At 54.3% G+C, this 15,325-nt stretch carries 20 protein-coding genes and 1 riboswitch; of the genes, 10 read left to right on the top strand and 10 right to left on the bottom strand.

Annotated elements, in window-relative coordinates:
• Positions 1–4: 4 nt before the first annotated feature.
• The 4 genes from ACPXSQ_RS18380 to crtB are packed head-to-tail and all read left to right on the top strand — an operon-like array spanning position 5 to position 4,848.
• The gene (locus ACPXSQ_RS18380) at positions 5–1,300 is read left to right on the top strand and encodes a glycosyltransferase (RefSeq protein ID WP_426144212.1); all 1,296 of its coding nucleotides are present in this window, start codon (positions 5–7) and stop codon (positions 1,298–1,300) included.
• Entirely contained in the window at positions 1,284–2,432 is a 1,149-nt protein-coding gene (crtY, locus tag ACPXSQ_RS18375; RefSeq protein WP_022622834.1) for a lycopene beta-cyclase CrtY, read from the top strand. Before ACPXSQ_RS18380 ends, crtY begins: the two co-directional genes overlap by 17 nt.
• 11 nt (positions 2,433–2,443) lie before the next feature.
• A complete protein-coding gene (locus ACPXSQ_RS18370) occupies positions 2,444–3,922 on the top strand; it encodes a phytoene desaturase (protein WP_014598227.1) in 1,479 nt (492 codons plus the stop codon).
• Positions 3,919–4,848, top strand: a complete 930-nt coding sequence (gene crtB / locus ACPXSQ_RS18365; RefSeq protein WP_426144211.1) for a 15-cis-phytoene synthase CrtB — start codon at positions 3,919–3,921, stop codon at positions 4,846–4,848. Before ACPXSQ_RS18370 ends, crtB begins: the two co-directional genes overlap by 4 nt.
• Here crtB and ACPXSQ_RS18360 read toward each other — a convergent pair.
• The 3 genes from ACPXSQ_RS18360 to ACPXSQ_RS18350 all read right to left on the bottom strand — a co-directional run bounded on the left by ACPXSQ_RS18360 (position 4,787) and on the right by ACPXSQ_RS18350 (position 7,040).
• A complete protein-coding gene (locus ACPXSQ_RS18360) occupies positions 4,787–5,314 on the bottom strand; it encodes a sterol desaturase family protein (RefSeq protein WP_013027996.1) in 528 nt (175 codons plus the stop codon). The genes crtB and ACPXSQ_RS18360 overlap by 62 nt on opposite strands.
• A gap of 112 nt (positions 5,315–5,426) precedes the next feature.
• Positions 5,427–6,443, bottom strand: coding sequence for an NADPH-dependent aldehyde reductase Ahr (gene ahr, locus ACPXSQ_RS18355; protein WP_014333258.1), 1,017 nt, complete (start codon positions 6,441–6,443; stop codon positions 5,427–5,429).
• A 12-nt stretch (positions 6,444–6,455) separates the two neighbouring features.
• The gene (locus tag ACPXSQ_RS18350) at positions 6,456–7,040 is read right to left on the bottom strand and encodes a flavin reductase family protein (RefSeq protein ID WP_014333259.1); all 585 of its coding nucleotides are present in this window, start codon (positions 7,038–7,040) and stop codon (positions 6,456–6,458) included.
• Positions 7,041–7,394: 354 nt separating this feature from the next.
• Here ACPXSQ_RS18350 and ACPXSQ_RS18345 point away from each other — a divergent pair, with 354 nt between their 5' ends.
• Both ACPXSQ_RS18345 and ACPXSQ_RS18340 read left to right on the top strand, forming a co-directional pair.
• The gene (locus tag ACPXSQ_RS18345; protein ID WP_014598224.1) at positions 7,395–7,946 is read left to right on the top strand and encodes a DsbA family protein; all 552 of its coding nucleotides are present in this window, start codon (positions 7,395–7,397) and stop codon (positions 7,944–7,946) included.
• Between the two features lie 53 nt (positions 7,947–7,999).
• Entirely contained in the window at positions 8,000–8,413 is a 414-nt protein-coding gene (locus ACPXSQ_RS18340) for an ASCH domain-containing protein (RefSeq protein WP_072138448.1), read from the top strand.
• 62 nt (positions 8,414–8,475) lie between these two features.
• Here ACPXSQ_RS18340 and ACPXSQ_RS18335 read toward each other — a convergent pair whose 3' ends face one another.
• A complete protein-coding gene (locus ACPXSQ_RS18335) occupies positions 8,476–8,889 on the bottom strand; it encodes a YybH family protein (protein WP_014333262.1) in 414 nt (137 codons plus the stop codon).
• Here ACPXSQ_RS18335 and ACPXSQ_RS18330 point away from each other — a divergent pair.
• Genes ACPXSQ_RS18330 through ACPXSQ_RS18320 form a run of 3 tightly spaced genes read left to right on the top strand, consistent with a single transcriptional unit; the run spans position 8,878 to position 10,503 of the window.
• Entirely contained in the window at positions 8,878–9,330 is a 453-nt protein-coding gene (locus ACPXSQ_RS18330; protein ID WP_013028002.1) for a VOC family protein, read from the top strand. The genes ACPXSQ_RS18335 and ACPXSQ_RS18330 overlap by 12 nt on opposite strands.
• 53 nt (positions 9,331–9,383) lie before the next feature.
• Complete coding sequence (locus tag ACPXSQ_RS18325) at positions 9,384–9,986, top strand: LysE family translocator (RefSeq protein WP_041457914.1); 603 nt, start codon at positions 9,384–9,386, stop codon at positions 9,984–9,986.
• A gap of 49 nt (positions 9,987–10,035) precedes the next feature.
• The gene (locus ACPXSQ_RS18320; RefSeq protein ID WP_029571301.1) at positions 10,036–10,503 is read left to right on the top strand and encodes a GNAT family N-acetyltransferase; all 468 of its coding nucleotides are present in this window, start codon (positions 10,036–10,038) and stop codon (positions 10,501–10,503) included.
• Positions 10,504–10,516: 13 nt separating this feature from the next.
• Here the strand turns inward: ACPXSQ_RS18320 and ACPXSQ_RS18315 are convergent, their stop codons facing one another.
• From ACPXSQ_RS18315 to ACPXSQ_RS18290, 6 genes are all read right to left on the bottom strand, one after another.
• Positions 10,517–11,479, bottom strand: coding sequence for a HesA/MoeB/ThiF family protein (locus tag ACPXSQ_RS18315; protein ID WP_019105885.1), 963 nt, complete (start codon positions 11,477–11,479; stop codon positions 10,517–10,519).
• Positions 11,480–11,488: 9 nt separating this feature from the next.
• Complete coding sequence (locus ACPXSQ_RS18310) at positions 11,489–12,247, bottom strand: thiazole synthase (protein WP_426144210.1); 759 nt, start codon at positions 12,245–12,247, stop codon at positions 11,489–11,491.
• A 2-nt stretch (positions 12,248–12,249) separates the two neighbouring features.
• Positions 12,250–12,447, bottom strand: a complete 198-nt coding sequence (thiS, locus tag ACPXSQ_RS18305; protein ID WP_013028008.1) for a sulfur carrier protein ThiS — start codon at positions 12,445–12,447, stop codon at positions 12,250–12,252.
• On the bottom strand, positions 12,444–13,376 hold the full coding sequence (locus ACPXSQ_RS18300; protein ID WP_013028009.1) for an FAD-dependent oxidoreductase: 933 nt from the start codon (positions 13,374–13,376) through the stop codon (positions 12,444–12,446). Before ACPXSQ_RS18300 ends, thiS begins: the two co-directional genes overlap by 4 nt.
• A gap of 138 nt (positions 13,377–13,514) precedes the next feature.
• Positions 13,515–13,634, bottom strand: a riboswitch (TPP riboswitch).
• Positions 13,635–13,692: 58 nt separating this feature from the next.
• The gene (locus tag ACPXSQ_RS18295) at positions 13,693–14,013 is read right to left on the bottom strand and encodes an AzlD domain-containing protein (protein ID WP_019105883.1); all 321 of its coding nucleotides are present in this window, start codon (positions 14,011–14,013) and stop codon (positions 13,693–13,695) included.
• Positions 14,010–14,681 (bottom strand): AzlC family ABC transporter permease, encoded by a 672-nt coding sequence (locus ACPXSQ_RS18290; protein ID WP_013028011.1) that lies wholly within the window; start codon positions 14,679–14,681, stop codon positions 14,010–14,012. Before ACPXSQ_RS18290 ends, ACPXSQ_RS18295 begins: the two co-directional genes overlap by 4 nt.
• 94 nt (positions 14,682–14,775) lie before the next feature.
• On the opposite strand from ACPXSQ_RS18290, the gene ACPXSQ_RS18285 reads away from it, so the two are divergent.
• Entirely contained in the window at positions 14,776–15,324 is a 549-nt protein-coding gene (locus tag ACPXSQ_RS18285; protein ID WP_014604694.1) for a helix-turn-helix domain-containing protein, read from the top strand.
• The last annotated feature ends 1 nt before the right edge of the window (position 15,325 follow it).

The following is a 15,325-nucleotide window of genomic DNA, read 5'->3' as shown; positions in this document are numbered from 1 at the left end:
CTGCATGAGCCATTTCGCGGCGATCGCACCGCCTTTTTACAGCCATGTTCGCGCATTACAGAATCTCGCTCAGGAACTGGTCGCGCGCGGTCATCGGGTGACCTTTATTCAGCAATACGATATTAAACACTTGATCGATAGCGAAACCATTGGATTTCATTCCGTCGGGACAGACAGCCATCCCCCCGGCGCGTTAACGCGCGTGCTACACCTGGCGGCTCATCCTCTGGGGCCGTCAATGCTGAAGCTCATCAATGAAATGGCGCGCACCACCGATATGCTGTGCCGCGAACTCCCTCGGGCATTTAACGATCTGGCGATAGATGGCGTCATTGTTGATCAAATGGAACCGGCAGGCGCGCTCGTTGCTGAAGCACTGGGACTGCCGTTTATCTCTGTCGCCTGCGCGCTGCCTCTCAATCGTGAACCGGATATGCCCCTGGCGGTTATGCCTTTCGAATACGGGACCAGCGACGCGGCTCGCGAACGTTATGCCGCCAGTGAAAAAATTTATGACTGGCTAATGCGTCGTCATGACCGTGTCATTGCCGAACACAGCCACAGAATGGGCTTAGCCCCCCGGCAAAAGCTTCACCAGTGTTTTTCGCCACTGGCGCAAATCAGCCAGCTTGTTCCTGAACTGGATTTTCCCCGCAAAGCGTTACCGGCTTGTTTTCATGCCGTCGGGCCTCTGCGCGAAACGTACGCACCATCAACGTCTTCATCCCGTTATTTTACATCCTCAGAAAAACCCCGGATTTTCGCCTCGCTGGGCACGCTTCAGGGACACCGTTATGGGCTGTTTAAAACGATAGTGAAAGCCTGTGAAGAAATTGACGGTCAGCTCCTGTTAGCCCACTGTGGTCGTCTTACGGACTCTCAGAGTGAAGAACTGGCGCGAAGCCGTCATACACAGGTGGTGGATTTTGCCGATCAGTCAGCCGCGCTGTCACAGGCGCAGCTGGCGATCACCCACGGCGGCATGAATACGGTACTGGACGCGATTAATTACCGGACGCCCCTTTTAGCGCTTCCACTGGCCTTTGATCAGCCCGGCGTCGCGTCACGCATCGTTTATCACGGCATCGGCAAGCGTGCTTCCCGCTTTACTACCAGCCATGCTTTGGCTCGTCAGATGCGTTCATTGCTGACCAACGTCGACTTTCAGCAGCGCATGGCGAAGATCCAGACCGCCCTTCGTTTGGCAGGGGGCACCATGGCCGCTGCCGATATCATTGAGCAGGTTATGCGCACCGGTCAGCCTGTCTTAAGTGGGAGCGGCTATGCAACCGCATTATGATCTGATTCTCGTGGGGGCTGGACTCGCGAATGGCCTTATCGCCCTGCGTCTTCAGCAGCAGCAACCTGATATGCGTATTTTGCTTATCGACGCCGCACCCCAGGCGGGCGGAAATCATACGTGGTCATTTCACCACGATGATTTGACTGAGAGCCAACATCGCTGGATAGCTCCGCTGGTGGTTCATCACTGGCCCGACTATCAGGTGCGCTTTCCCACACGCCGTCGTAAGCTGAACAGCGGCTACTTCTGTATTACTTCTCAGCGTTTCGCTGAGGTTTTACAGCGACAGTTTGGCCCGCACTTGTGGATGGATACCGCGGTCGCAGAGGTTAATGCGGAATCTGTTCGGTTGAAAAAGGGTCAGGTTATCGGTGCCCGCGCGGTGATTGACGGGCGGGGTTATGCGGCAAACTCAGCACTGAGCGTGGGCTTCCAGGCGTTTATTGGCCAGGAATGGCGATTGAGCCAACCGCATGGTTTATCGTCTCCCATTATCATGGATGCCACGGTCGATCAGCAAAATGGTTATCGCTTCGTGTATAGCCTGCCGCTCTCGCCGACCAGATTGTTAATTGAAGACACGCACTATATCGATAATGCGACATTAGATCCTGAACGCGCGCGGCAAAATATTTGCGACTATGCCGCGCAACAGGGTTGGCAGCTTCAGACATTGCTGCGTGAAGAACAGGGCGCCTTACCCATCACCCTGTCGGGCAATGCCGACGCATTCTGGCAGCAGCGCCCCCTGGCCTGTAGTGGATTACGTGCCGGTCTGTTCCATCCTACCACCGGCTATTCACTGCCGCTGGCGGTTGCCGTGGCCGACCGCCTGAGCGCACTTGATGTCTTTACGTCGGCCTCAATTCATCAGGCCATTACGCATTTTGCCCGCGAGCGCTGGCAGCAGCAGCGCTTTTTCCGCATGCTGAATCGCATGCTGTTTTTAGCCGGACCCGCCGATTCACGCTGGCGGGTTATGCAGCGTTTTTATGGTTTACCTGAAGATTTAATTGCCCGTTTTTATGCGGGAAAACTCACGCTGACCGATCGGCTACGTATTCTGAGCGGCAAGCCGCCTGTTCCGGTATTAGCAGCATTGCAAGCCATTATGACGACTCATCGTTAAAGAGCGACTACATGAAACCAACTACGGTAATTGGTGCAGGCTTCGGTGGCCTGGCACTGGCAATTCGTCTACAGGCTGCGGGGATCCCCGTCTTACTGCTTGAACAACGTGATAAACCCGGCGGTCGGGCTTATGTCTATGAGGATCAGGGGTTTACCTTTGATGCAGGCCCGACGGTTATCACCGATCCCAGTGCCATTGAAGAACTGTTTGCACTGGCAGGAAAACAGTTAAAAGAGTATGTCGAACTACTGCCGGTTACGCCGTTTTACCGCCTGTGTTGGGAGTCAGGGAAGGTCTTTAATTACGATAACGATCAGGCCCGGCTCGAAGCGCAGATTCAGCAGTTTAATCCCCGCGATGTCGAAGGTTATCGTCAGTTTCTGGACTATTCACGCGCGGTGTTTAAAGAAGGCTATCTGAAGCTCGGTACTGTCCCTTTTTTATCGTTCAGAGACATGCTTCGCGCCGCACCTCAACTGGCGAAACTGCAGGCATGGAGAAGCGTTTACAGTAAGGTTGCCAGTTACATCGAAGATGAACATCTGCGCCAGGCGTTTTCTTTCCACTCGCTGTTGGTGGGCGGCAATCCCTTCGCCACCTCATCCATTTATACGTTGATACACGCGCTGGAGCGTGAGTGGGGCGTCTGGTTTCCGCGTGGCGGCACCGGCGCATTAGTTCAGGGGATGATAAAGCTGTTTCAGGATCTGGGTGGCGAAGTCGTGTTAAACGCCAGAGTCAGCCATATGGAAACGACAGGAAACAAGATTGAAGCCGTGCATTTAGAGGACGGTCGCAGGTTCCTGACGCAAGCCGTCGCGTCAAATGCAGATGTGGTTCATACCTATCGCGACCTGTTAAGCCAGCACCCTGCCGCGGTTAAGCAGTCCAACAAACTGCAGACTAAGCGCATGAGTAACTCTCTGTTTGTGCTCTATTTTGGTTTGAATCACCATCATGATCAGCTCGCGCATCACACGGTTTGTTTCGGCCCGCGTTACCGCGAGCTGATTGACGAAATTTTTAATCATGATGGCCTCGCAGAGGACTTCTCACTTTATCTGCACGCGCCCTGTGTCACGGATTCGTCACTGGCGCCTGAAGGTTGCGGCAGTTACTATGTGTTGGCGCCGGTGCCGCATTTAGGCACCGCGAACCTCGACTGGACGGTTGAGGGGCCAAAACTACGCGACCGTATTTTTGAGTACCTTGAGCAGCATTACATGCCTGGCTTACGGAGTCAGCTGGTCACGCACCGGATGTTTACGCCGTTTGATTTTCGCGACCAGCTTAATGCCTATCAGGGCTCAGCCTTTTCTGTGGAGCCCGTTCTTACCCAGAGCGCCTGGTTTCGGCCGCATAACCGCGATAAAACCATTACTAATCTCTACCTGGTCGGCGCAGGCACGCATCCCGGCGCAGGCATTCCTGGCGTCATCGGCTCGGCAAAAGCGACAGCAGGTTTGATGCTGGAGGATCTGATTTGAATAATCCGTCGTTACTCAATCATGCGGTCGAAACGATGGCAGTTGGCTCGAAAAGTTTTGCGACAGCCTCAAAGTTATTTGATGCAAAAACCCGGCGCAGCGTACTGATGCTCTACGCCTGGTGCCGCCATTGTGACGATGTTATTGACGACCAGACGCTGGGCTTCCAGGCCCGGCAGCCTGCCTTACAAACGCCCGAACAACGTCTGATGCAACTTGAGATGAAAACGCGCCAGGCCTATGCAGGATCGCAGATGCACGAACCGGCGTTTGCGGCTTTTCAGGAAGTGGCTATGGCTCATGATATCGCCCCGGCTTACGCGTTTGATCATCTGGAAGGCTTCGCCATGGATGTACGCGAAGCGCAATACAGCCAACTGGATGATACGCTGCGCTATTGCTATCACGTTGCAGGCGTTGTCGGCTTGATGATGGCGCAAATCATGGGCGTACGGGATAAGGCCACGCTGGACCGCGCCTGTGACCTTGGGCTGGCATTTCAGTTGACCAATATTGCTCGCGATATTGTGGACGATGCGCATGCGGGCCGCTGTTATCTGCCGGCAAGCTGGCTGGAGCATGAAGGTCTGAACAAAGAGAATTATGCGGCACCTGAAAACCGTCAGGCGCTGAGCCGTATCGCCCGTCGTTTGGTGCAGGAAGCAGAACCTTACTATTTGTCTGCCACAGCGGGCCTGGCTGGATTGCCCCTGCGTTCGGCCTGGGCAATCGCTACGGCGAAGCAGGTTTACCGGAAAATAGGTGTAAAAGTTGAACAGGCCGGTCAGCAAGCCTGGGATCAGCGGCAGTCAACGACCACGCCCGAAAAATTAACGCTGCTGCTGGCCGCCTCTGGTCAGGCCCTTACTTCCCGGATGCGGGCTCATCCTCCCCGCCCTGCGCATCTCTGGCAGCGCCCGCTCTAGCGCCATGTCTTTCCCGGAGCGTCGCCTGAAGTTTTGACAGGGGCGGCGCATAGAGGAAGCCAAAAGAAACACAACCTTCTTTGCCCCTGACGGCGTGATGCATACGGTGCGCCATATACAATCGTTTGAGGTAGCCCTTGCGTGGAATATAGCGGAATGGCCAACGTTGATGCACCAGCCCGTCGTGCACCATAAAATAGAGTAATCCATACGCCGTCATACCTGCGCCAATCCACTGGAGCGGCCACATTCCTGTACTGCCCAGATAAATCAGCAGGATCGATAATGCAGCAAAAACCACGGCATAAAGATCGTTAACTTCAAACGCACCTTTACGCGGTTCATGATGTGAAAGATGCCATCCCCAACCCCAGCCGTGCATGATGTATTTGTGTGCCAGTGCAGCAACCACTTCCATGCCAATCACGGTAACGAAAACGATCAGGGCATTCCAAATCCACAACATAATTTCTCCGGTAGAGACGTCTGGCAGCAGGCTTAAGGATTCAATTTTAACAGAGATTAGCCGATCTGGCGGCGGGAAGGGAAAAAGGCGCGCCAGAAAGGCGCGCCAGGGATCAGAAGTCGGCTTTCAGAACCACACGGTAGTTGGCTTTACCTGCACGAACATGGTCCAGTGCATCGTTGATTTTCGACATCGGGAAGTACTCCACTGTCGGCGCAATATCTGTACGGCCAGCCAGCTTCAGCAGTGAACGCAGCTGCGCAGGTGAACCGGTTGAAGAACCCGTCACGGCGCGGTCGCCTAAAATCAGGCTGAAAGCCGGCACGTCAAACGGCTTCAGTACGGCACCCACGGTATGGAACTTACCGCGAGGCGCCAGGGCCGCAAAGTAGGGTTGCCAGTCGAGATCGACGGCGACCGTGCTGATAATCAGGTCAAACTGGCCCGCCAGGCTTTTTAAAGCTTCCGGATCACGGCTGTTCACCACATGATCGGCGCCCATGTCCAGAATAGCCTGCTTCTTATTGGCCGAAGAACTGAACGCCGTCACTTCTGCGCCCATCGCGTGCAGAATCTTAATGGCGATGTGGCCCAGACCACCAATACCGATCACGCCGACGCGGCTCATCGCGGTAATGTTATGCATAAGTAAGGGTTTAAAGACGGTAATCCCACCACACAGCAGAGGGCCGGCCGTGGCCGCATCCAGCTTTTCAGGTAATGGGATAACCCACTGCCAGTTGGCGCGCAGTTTGTCAGCAAAGCCACCATTGTTGCCAATTGTGGTTGTGGTGCCATTGGCGCAGTTGACGTGATCGCCGCTGATGCAGGGATCGCAATGCTGGCAGCTCTTGGCTGTCCAGCCGATGCCCACGCGCTGTCCCACTTTCAGGCCTTTCGTTTTGGCACTTTCGCCAAGCGCAGCCACGCGTCCAATCACTTCATGACCGGCAACAACGGGATACGCGGAAATTCCCCATTCGTTATCGATCATCGACAGATCTGAGTGGCATACGCCGCAGTATTCAACTTCAACTTCTACATCTTCAGCGTCTAACGGGCCGGGATCATAGTCGTAACGCTCCAGTGCTTGTCCCGCCTGCATGGCTGCGTAACTCTTAATTGTCATTCTGTACCTCATTTAACGCGTTGTTTTGGCGGTCAGCGTATTTGCAACTGTCACGAACTGACCGCCGCCAAGATGATGTAAAGTGTGTAGCGCTGAGTTGCTGTCATCGAAATGCCAGCGACCGTCGTAAAAAACCCGATTGTCTGCCGCAGCGGTGACCACTTCACCAAACAGCGTGTCGTACGCCTGCTGCGCTTCGGTTTCAGGTAACAGACGGCATTCCATCCACGCTACACAACTCTCCTCCAACAGAGGCACACCGAAGTGTTGACTCTCGCTGGCCTGAATATCAAAAGCCGCAAATTTATCCTGGTCGCGCCCGGTCGTGCTGCCAACGGCATAAGCCAGATCGACAAATTGCGCGGCAGGGACACAAATACCAAATGCACCACTGGCTTCAATCAGCTCACGTGACCAGGTCGATTTATCCACAATAATCGCTACCCGCGGCGGCGAAAATTCGACGGGAACGGACCAGGCTGCGGCCATGATGTTGCGACGCTGTGACTGACTATCCCGACTGGTTATTAATATAGTCGGTCCGTGGTTCAGCAAACGGCTTGCGTGTTCCAGCGCGACAGGACGAAAGTGCGACATTCGAAAATCCTTAATGACTGGGTCAGGCAATATAACGCCAGTACACCCGGTTTGCAGGTTGATGAACCCGGTACTCTAGCGGTTTTTATCTCAGATGAACTTGCCGCTTTGTGCCTTAGCTTGACAAAATAGTGTTTAATATCATGATTTAACAATCTTGAAATTTTAAACAGGTTGCACGACAAGCGGAACCGCTGAAGGGATAATTTTAGTTCGGTTTGGTATGAAAGATGAGAAATAAGACTAATCCTTATCAGGCTGCATTCACGGCTGCTGGCAGGATCACCTGGCAGAATAAGCGTAAGTTTGTCACAGTCAGTGAAGCAGATTTTAACCATCGTAACGGGAGTTGCTATGAACAATGACAAGCTACAGGCTGAACCTCTTGTCTGGGGACAAGGTCCACAGGTGTTTGAGGTTTTTATCGAACCCACCTGCCCTTTCTCTGTACGCGCGTTTAACAAATTCGATGCGCTGTTAGAGCAGGTTGGTGAAGATAAAATGACACTCAAAATTCATCTTCAGTCGCAGCCCTGGCACATGTACTCTGGCGTAATCGTGCGCTACATCCTCGCGGCATCGGTAGAAAGCAAAGCGGCGGCTAAAGCGGTTCTGCAGGCCGTTGCCGATCATCGGGAAGCCTTTGAGTTTACAGACCATTGTCGTGGTCCAAACCGAGACGTTACGCCTAATCAGCTTCTCGCCAGACTCAGAGAGTACAGCGGCGTCGATGCTTATGCGGCATTTGACCGGCCCGATTTGCAAAACCTGATCAAATGGCACTGTAAATATGCCCGCCAGAACGGTATTCATGTTTCACCTACCTTTATGATTAATGGCCTGGTGCAGCCCGATATCGGCAGTGGTGATACGGTTGATGAGTGGGCAAAACGTATTCTGGCCTGACAGACTTGCTGCCCAAAAGCAGCCATTCAGGCCCTGCTGTAAAAGGACTTAATATGACGATGACGCTTGAACAGATTAAAACGAAATACCCTGACGCGCTGGCCTGGTCGTTTGGCGATTCACCCGATCTGGCCAATGAACTGGCCACGTTGGTCCTTACCGGCAAAAAAATCGCCACCTGCAGTTCTCTGCAAGGCTGGTATGAAGATGACGTGAAACCGCAACCCGGCGGCTATAGCATCATCTTAAACGGCGCGGATAATCCGGTTTGCGTCATCAGGACGACGGGACTGTTTGTGACACGCTTCGATCGCGTTACGCCGGAGATGGCCATGATGGAAGGCGAAGGTGACCTGAGCCTTGAGTACTGGCAGCGTGAACATCAACGCTTTTTTCAGCGTAACGGGGGTTTCAGTGCTGAAATGGAACTGATATTTGAGACCTTTCAGCTTGTTGAAGTCATCTGAATCAGCCGTTAATCCGCACGCTATCCGGATTAACGGCCTAAATCACGCAGTGCATACCAAAATCAGCCCTGCTCACTCAGTACAGGATCCAATAGCGAAGTGCCATAGGAGTTATCCACGGTGCAGCGCCACTGGTTATCGCTTTCCAGCCGAAATACATAGGTGGCCCGGCGGGTGCTTTCTACGGACTGTCCCTGCCCATCGGGATAGCGCAGCACAGTTTCCATAATCACCAGCGCGGTGCCTGCGCCCTCAATGACCTCCATCCTGCCCTGCTCTACCACCAGCTGATGCTGAAAATAATTTGCAATCGCTTCAAAGGCGCGACGAATGGCTACGCGACCCGTAACGGTCATTCCGGGCTTCACAACCAGGCTGGCATCGGCAGCATAGTGTTTCATCAGGGCATCATAATTACCGGCTGATATCGCCCGGTCGCATAACCTGACAACCTCTAAAACGGGATGGTCATTCATCAGCACTTCCTCACACATAGCGGGTGTGCTAAGTATATCGCCATCAATGTTAAAAAGGAGTTATATATGTTTAGCCATATGGTTGTTGGTACGGATAATATTGAGCAAGCTAAAAAATTCTACGATGCTGTTTTTGCTGTGATCCGTTGCGAAGATCAGGGCATTGATGCCCTGGGTCGCCCTTTTTACGTTAAAAATCACCAGCGTTTTATTATCACTCAGCCCATTAATGGCCAGCCCGCGACCTTTGCCAACGGGGGTACCATTGGCTTTACCATGGCCTCCTCTGAAGACGTTTTCAGCTGGTATCAAAAAGGTCTCGAAAACGGCGGCACTTCGGCTGAAACACCGCCTCATGTCAGAGAAACGGATGGAAGATGCGTCGCCTATCTGCGGGATCCAACCGGCAATAAGCTGTGTGCTTTTTATAATCCGGCATAATTTTTTAACGAATTTGATGTGCGCCTTGAAGCGCTCCCACAAGCCGGTGGCGGATGGAGATTAACCTGACAGGGTTTCTGCCTGCGCTTCTACCGATTGCCCTTTCTCCCGGCGCGAGTTTCACGCTGGCGATGAACAGCGCGCTTACGGCTGGCCGCAGGGGGCTGGTGAAAACGCTGCTTGGTACCGCGCTGGGTATTTATACGCATGCTTTGCTGATCGGTCTGGGCCTGTCGACAGTGCTGGTTGCGTCCCCCGCGCTGTTTGCCCTGTTAAAAATGGCTGGCGTACTTTACCTGTTCTGGCTGGGCGGCCTTTTATTTATCACTGGCATCAGGACCAGGGCATTCGTGCTCAAGACAACGGGTAGCGCAATTACCGTTAAAGGTGCGTGGCTGGCTAATGTCGCTAACCCCAAAGCTATCCTGTTTTACCTGACGGTGGTTTCACAGTTTGTTGGCGACAGGGCCGGTATTGATGCCTTTCTGACGCTGGCAACAGTGCACATTGTCGTGATGAGCCTGTGGTTAGCGCTCTTCAGCCAGGCGCTGGTCTTCTCGGCCCAAAAAATCAATCCTGTCGCGCTGAAACGCTACGTCAATATCGGTGGTGGATTACTGCTTATCGGCATTGCCGTACGCACTCTTATCGCCTGACAGGTCTTTCGCCACCGACTCTCATACTTAAACAAGGAATACGGGAAAAATGATGGCACCTGTTCAGCACTGGCATAACGGCGAGTATGCCGTTACGACGGATAAGTCGCAGATGGATATCGGGGCAATACACCGTTACCTCACCCGTTCAAGTTGGGCAGCGGGAATTGATTACGCCACGGTCGCGCGGTCAATTGAAAATAGCCTGAATTTTGGGCTTTTTCATCAGCAGCAGCAGATTGGCTTTGCGCGTTTCATTACTGATTACGCGACCTTTGCGTACCTGTGCGATGTCTATGTACTTGAAGAATGCCAGGGCAAAGGACTGGGCGGATGGCTGATCGAATGCTGTCAGTCACATCCCGTGGTTAGCACATTGCGCCGGCTGTTGCTCTTCACCTCAACCGCGCCCTGGTTATATCAAAAATTTGGCTACCAGCCGGTAAACGAACCCGACTATGCCTGGACAATCACCCGGCCCGATATTTATCAGGCCAACCGCGATGCCCAGACGTAATCAGCCGCCTGTATTACCGATCTGCAATAATCGCCAGCCGCTGGCAGCCACGTGCCTCCAGGGCCAACGCGGCCTGAGCAGCACGCATGCCGCTGGCACAGACCAGAACAATGCGTTTATCCGCGGGCGGCTGCCAGCCGGCAATGTGCTGTGGCAATATCCGCTGTGCATACTGGCTGACACTGACAGGTGCTTCCTCTGTCCCCCGTAGATCCACCACGCAGTCATCGGGGGTCAGCAAAGCAGGATCGATAAACGGGATGCCGGCCTTTTCGGGCTCAGGCGCATTATCGAACCGGAACTGACGCAGTTGCCACGAGACAAAATCACAGTTGATCATACAGCCCAGTGGTGAGGGCGAAAGGTGCAGCAGAATGCTGAGCGCCATCTGCGCCTGTAAGGCGCCAAGGGTGGCAACCGCCGGTCCCAGCACGCCTGCGGTGTTGCAGTTACCTGAGGCTTTGGGTAATTGTGGGAACAGTGCGCGATAGCTGGGCGCGCCGCCGCAAAAACTGCCTGCATAACCCTGTCGCCCCAGCACCGAAGCGCAAACCAGCGGTAGGTTACGGGCAAAGCAGCTGTCGGAAAGCAGATAAGTCACCGCGAAGTTATCCGCAGCGTCGATAACTAAATCAATATCCACCAGTGCTTCTTCAATACGACTTGCCTGTAACGCTACGGGATGTGCTTCAACCACCGTATCAGGATTACGCTGTGCCAGCGCACGTTGGGCGCAAAACACCTTTGGCTCGCCAATATCGGCAGTCGTAAATAGCGTCTGACGATGCAGGTTATGCAGCGCCACGACGTCGTCGTCATAGAGCCGGATATAACCGATGCCAGCGCCCGCCAGGAGCGGTAATAACGTGGAAGCCAGTCCACCCGCGCCAACCACTAAGACGCGGGCAGCGGACAAAGCCTGCTGCCCCTGCTCGCCCACTTCTGGCAGCATTGTCTGTCGTTGATAACGTGCCATATCTGCTCCTTAGCGAAATTGCGCCAGGCCGAAAACGGGCGTAGAGGCGGCAGCCATGTCGCGACGCTCCATCATGCCAGCCTGACGTGCCTGATATCCCGCTTCAATGGCGCGCGCAAATGCGCCAGCCATGCGAACCGGATCGCTGGATTTCGCCACGGCGGTATTCAACAGCACAGCATCAAACCCCAATTCCATCGCCTGAGCCGCCTGGCTCGGCGCACCGATCCCGGCATCAATAATCAGTGGAACGTCCTTAAACCAGGCACGCATCGTGCGTAATCCCTCGATATTGCGTAATCCCTGGCCTGAGCCGATAGGCGCCCCCCACGGCATCAGCACTTCACAGCCCGCGTCCAGCAGTTTCTCGCCCACAATCAGATCTTCTGTGGTGTAAGGGAAAACGTGGAAACCCTCTGCACACAAAATACGTGCTGCTTCGACGAGGGCAAAGGGATCGGGCTGTAAGGTATCGGCATGACCGATCACCTCAAGCTTGATCCAGGACGTGGCAAACAATTCCCGCGCCATATGCGCAGTCGTCACGGCTTCTTTCACCGTATGGCAGCCTGCGGTATTGGGTAAAACGCGTTTATTTAAGGTTTTCAGGAGATCGCGAAAGGCTCCACCCTGGCTTCCTTCACGACGCAGACTCACCGTAATAATCTCGGAGCCGGATGCGCCAACGGCCTGTTGCAGAATATCCGGCGAGGGATAACCTGCAGTGCCCAGTAAAAAACGTGACTGTCCGCTAAAGTCATAAAACATCGTTAGCCTCCCTGCATCGGCGATAACACTTCAAGACGACAACCCGCCACAAGCGGCTCTGAGGAATAGCGCTCCCGGGGAACAAATTCGCCATTCACGGCACTGGCGACACAGCCAGCATCGATATGTTGTTCCACGAGTAATTCAGCCAGCGTGCGGGCTTCGGTTTCAATAGCAAGGCCGTTCAGTTCTATTTTCATCGCACTCCCTCGGACGTCAGTTGTTGCATAAGCTTCTCGGCCATCATCGGGGCCAGCAGGAAGCCGTGACGGTACATGCCGTTAATGGAAAAAATGCCATTTTCATAACGCACTTCGGGCAGATTGTGGCGGTAAGCCGGACGCAAACCTGTGCCGCTTTCAATAATGCGTGCTTCGGCGAGGGCGGGATGGATGCTGTAGGCTGCGCTTAACAGTTCCATCATAGCGCGCGCGCTGATTGGGCTGTCATCCTGGCTTTCGACCATGGTCGCGCCCAGCATAAAATGCCCCTGCGCCCTGGGCACCAGATAACAGGGAAAACGCGGGTGCAGCAGGCGAACAGGACGGGAAAACGTTATTTCGTCGGTGTGGAGAATAACCATTTCACCGCGCACGGCACGCAATTCCGGTTGGGATTGCCGGGCATGAATACCCCGGCAATCGATAATTTTCCCGCTGGGTTTACCCGGGTGAAACCGGACCCCCGCATTCAGTAAACGCGTTTGTAATTGTTGCATTGCCAGCCGGGGATCAAGATGACCTTCTGCGGCAAAGAACAAGCCACGGGCAAAACGGTCTTCCAGCGCAGGTTCAATCTCTGCTGGCGTCACCCACTGATGTGATGAGGTCATGTTAGCGAAACGCGTTAACTCAGCACTGTCGCGCGGGGGCGCAATCACCAGGGTACCCTGCTGTTCCACGCCGCTGACCCGGGCCGACCACCATGCCGCAGCATACTGACCCCAGTCAACGACCTGCTGTGGCGCACTTTCCGCTTCGCACCAGGGCGCCAGCATACCGCCAGCCCAGTGCGATGCCGCGCGGCAGTCCGGTAAGGTAATGATTTCGACAGGTTCACCTTGCTCCGCCAGTAGCGTGGCGATACACAGTCCGGACACGCCGCTGCCGAGCACTGACCAGCGGCTCATTGCCAGCCAACCTGACAGGGTAACATCAGAAACAGGATTTTCACTTTGGCCTCTCTGTTAACAGTCAGAGACCCGTGATACAAGAAGGGAAAAAGCATGAGCCCGACAAAAGCAGACTCTGCGGCAAGTATCTGCCTGGGGCAAAGATACCCGTCTTCCTACGCCAGTATCAACTGGGTCAGGTTCTAAGGGTCGCTAAGCCGCGCATTGCGCTATTAGCCTCTCAGTCTCTTTGGCGAGACTCCCCTGACGGGTTCTAGTTTTATTTTAAGCCGCGCCTTACGTCAAGGCTGATGCAGCAATTTGTCGTTAGCGACTAAGGCACATTCAGGTAACGCAGCAGAGCGGTCATACAGGCTGCGCCCAAAATGATGACGATCAGCGGCGCCCTGCGCCAGGCGAGAAAAATGGCAAACGACACGCCCAGCAGCCTTGCCATCCCGGCAAAATGCTGACCTTCGAACAACGTGGTGGTGGCTGCAACGGCCAGTAACAGTACCGTGGCCGCATCGGATAACACATTTTGCGTGCGCTCACTGACAGGCAACCGGTTACCCAGTTTGACGCCCGCATAACGAATGGCATAGGTTCCGGCAGACAGCAAGGCAATGCCTGCAATTATCATCGGATGATTCATTTGCGCGATCTCCACGTAAGCAGCCCTAACAACGAAAACAGAACAGGCATCCCTGCTGGAACAAATGGCGTGACCGCCAGCGACAGCACGGCGCCGGTAGCCGCAGGAATGCGGGTTCGGGGTTTGCGTAACGCCGGGAAGATGAGTGCGATAAGAATGGCGGGAAACACGGCATCCAGACCGATAACGGAAATATTCGGGATAAACTGGCCAATCGCGGCCCCGAGCATGACGGTGAACGGCCAGATCAATCCGATACCGATGCCGCACAGCCAAAACGCACTGCGGCGTTGAGCCAGCTGCGGCTGAGAGATGCCGAACACCACACTTTCATCGTTCATAATGTGACAGCCGAGCGCCCCCCGCCAGCCTCTGCCCACTAAGTCTTTAACCGCAATGCCAAAGGGAAGATGGCGGGCGTTGACCAGCAAACCTGCCGCGGCAGCGGTTAAAGGACTGCCACCGCCGGCAACGATGCCAATAAATAAGAATTCCGATGCGCCAGCCAGCACCAGCGTTGATAACGCCAGCGGTACCCAAAACGGAAAGCCATCAGCAGTGGCGAGCGACCCGTAAGACAGGCCGACAATGCCATCTGCGATACAGACCAGAAAAATTGCTTTTATAACGCCTTTATCCAGCGTGAATTTTTTTGCCAGCATCAACATCGAATCCCATAACGAACGATAAATCCATTATAATGAACATCGGATATGTATTACAAGACGAACGATACGTTCATTTTAACGAACAGGAAAAGTGATGAGCACGCCCATTGATATCATTGCCCGAGGTTTAGTAAGAGAACGCCAGCGTGCCGGCCTGACGCTGGCTGAAGTTGCTCGCCGGGCGGGGATTGCAAAATCGACCCTGTCTCAGCTTGAAGCCGGTAACGGCAATCCGGGTATTGAGACGTTGTGGTCGCTGTGTGTCGCGCTCAATATTCCATTTGCACGCCTGATGGAGCCGGAAACGAACCGGTTACAGGTTATTCGCCGCGGAGAAGGCCCCACGGTGGCTGCTGAGCAGGCTGATTACAAAGCCGTCTTACTGGCAACCTGTCCACCGGGCGCACGACGGGATATCTATCTGCTGCACATACAGCCCGGCAGCGAACGCTGCTCACAGCCGCATTCACCGAATACCATCGAACATTTAATTTTGACGCAAGGGCGCGCAGAGGTTGGGCCGGTTGATTCACCCGTTGAGCTTGAGGTAGGCGATTACATCAGCTACCCGGGCGACACTGAGCATATTTTTCGTGCACTTGAGCCAGATACGCTGGCTGTGCTGGTCATGGAGCATGTGTGAA

It is taken from the genome of Pantoea sp. EEL5 (assembly GCF_049892805.1).
GTDB classification, from domain to species: Bacteria; Pseudomonadota; Gammaproteobacteria; order Enterobacterales; family Enterobacteriaceae; genus Pantoea; species Pantoea ananatis.
This window is presented reverse-complemented; position numbering and strand designations above follow the sequence as displayed.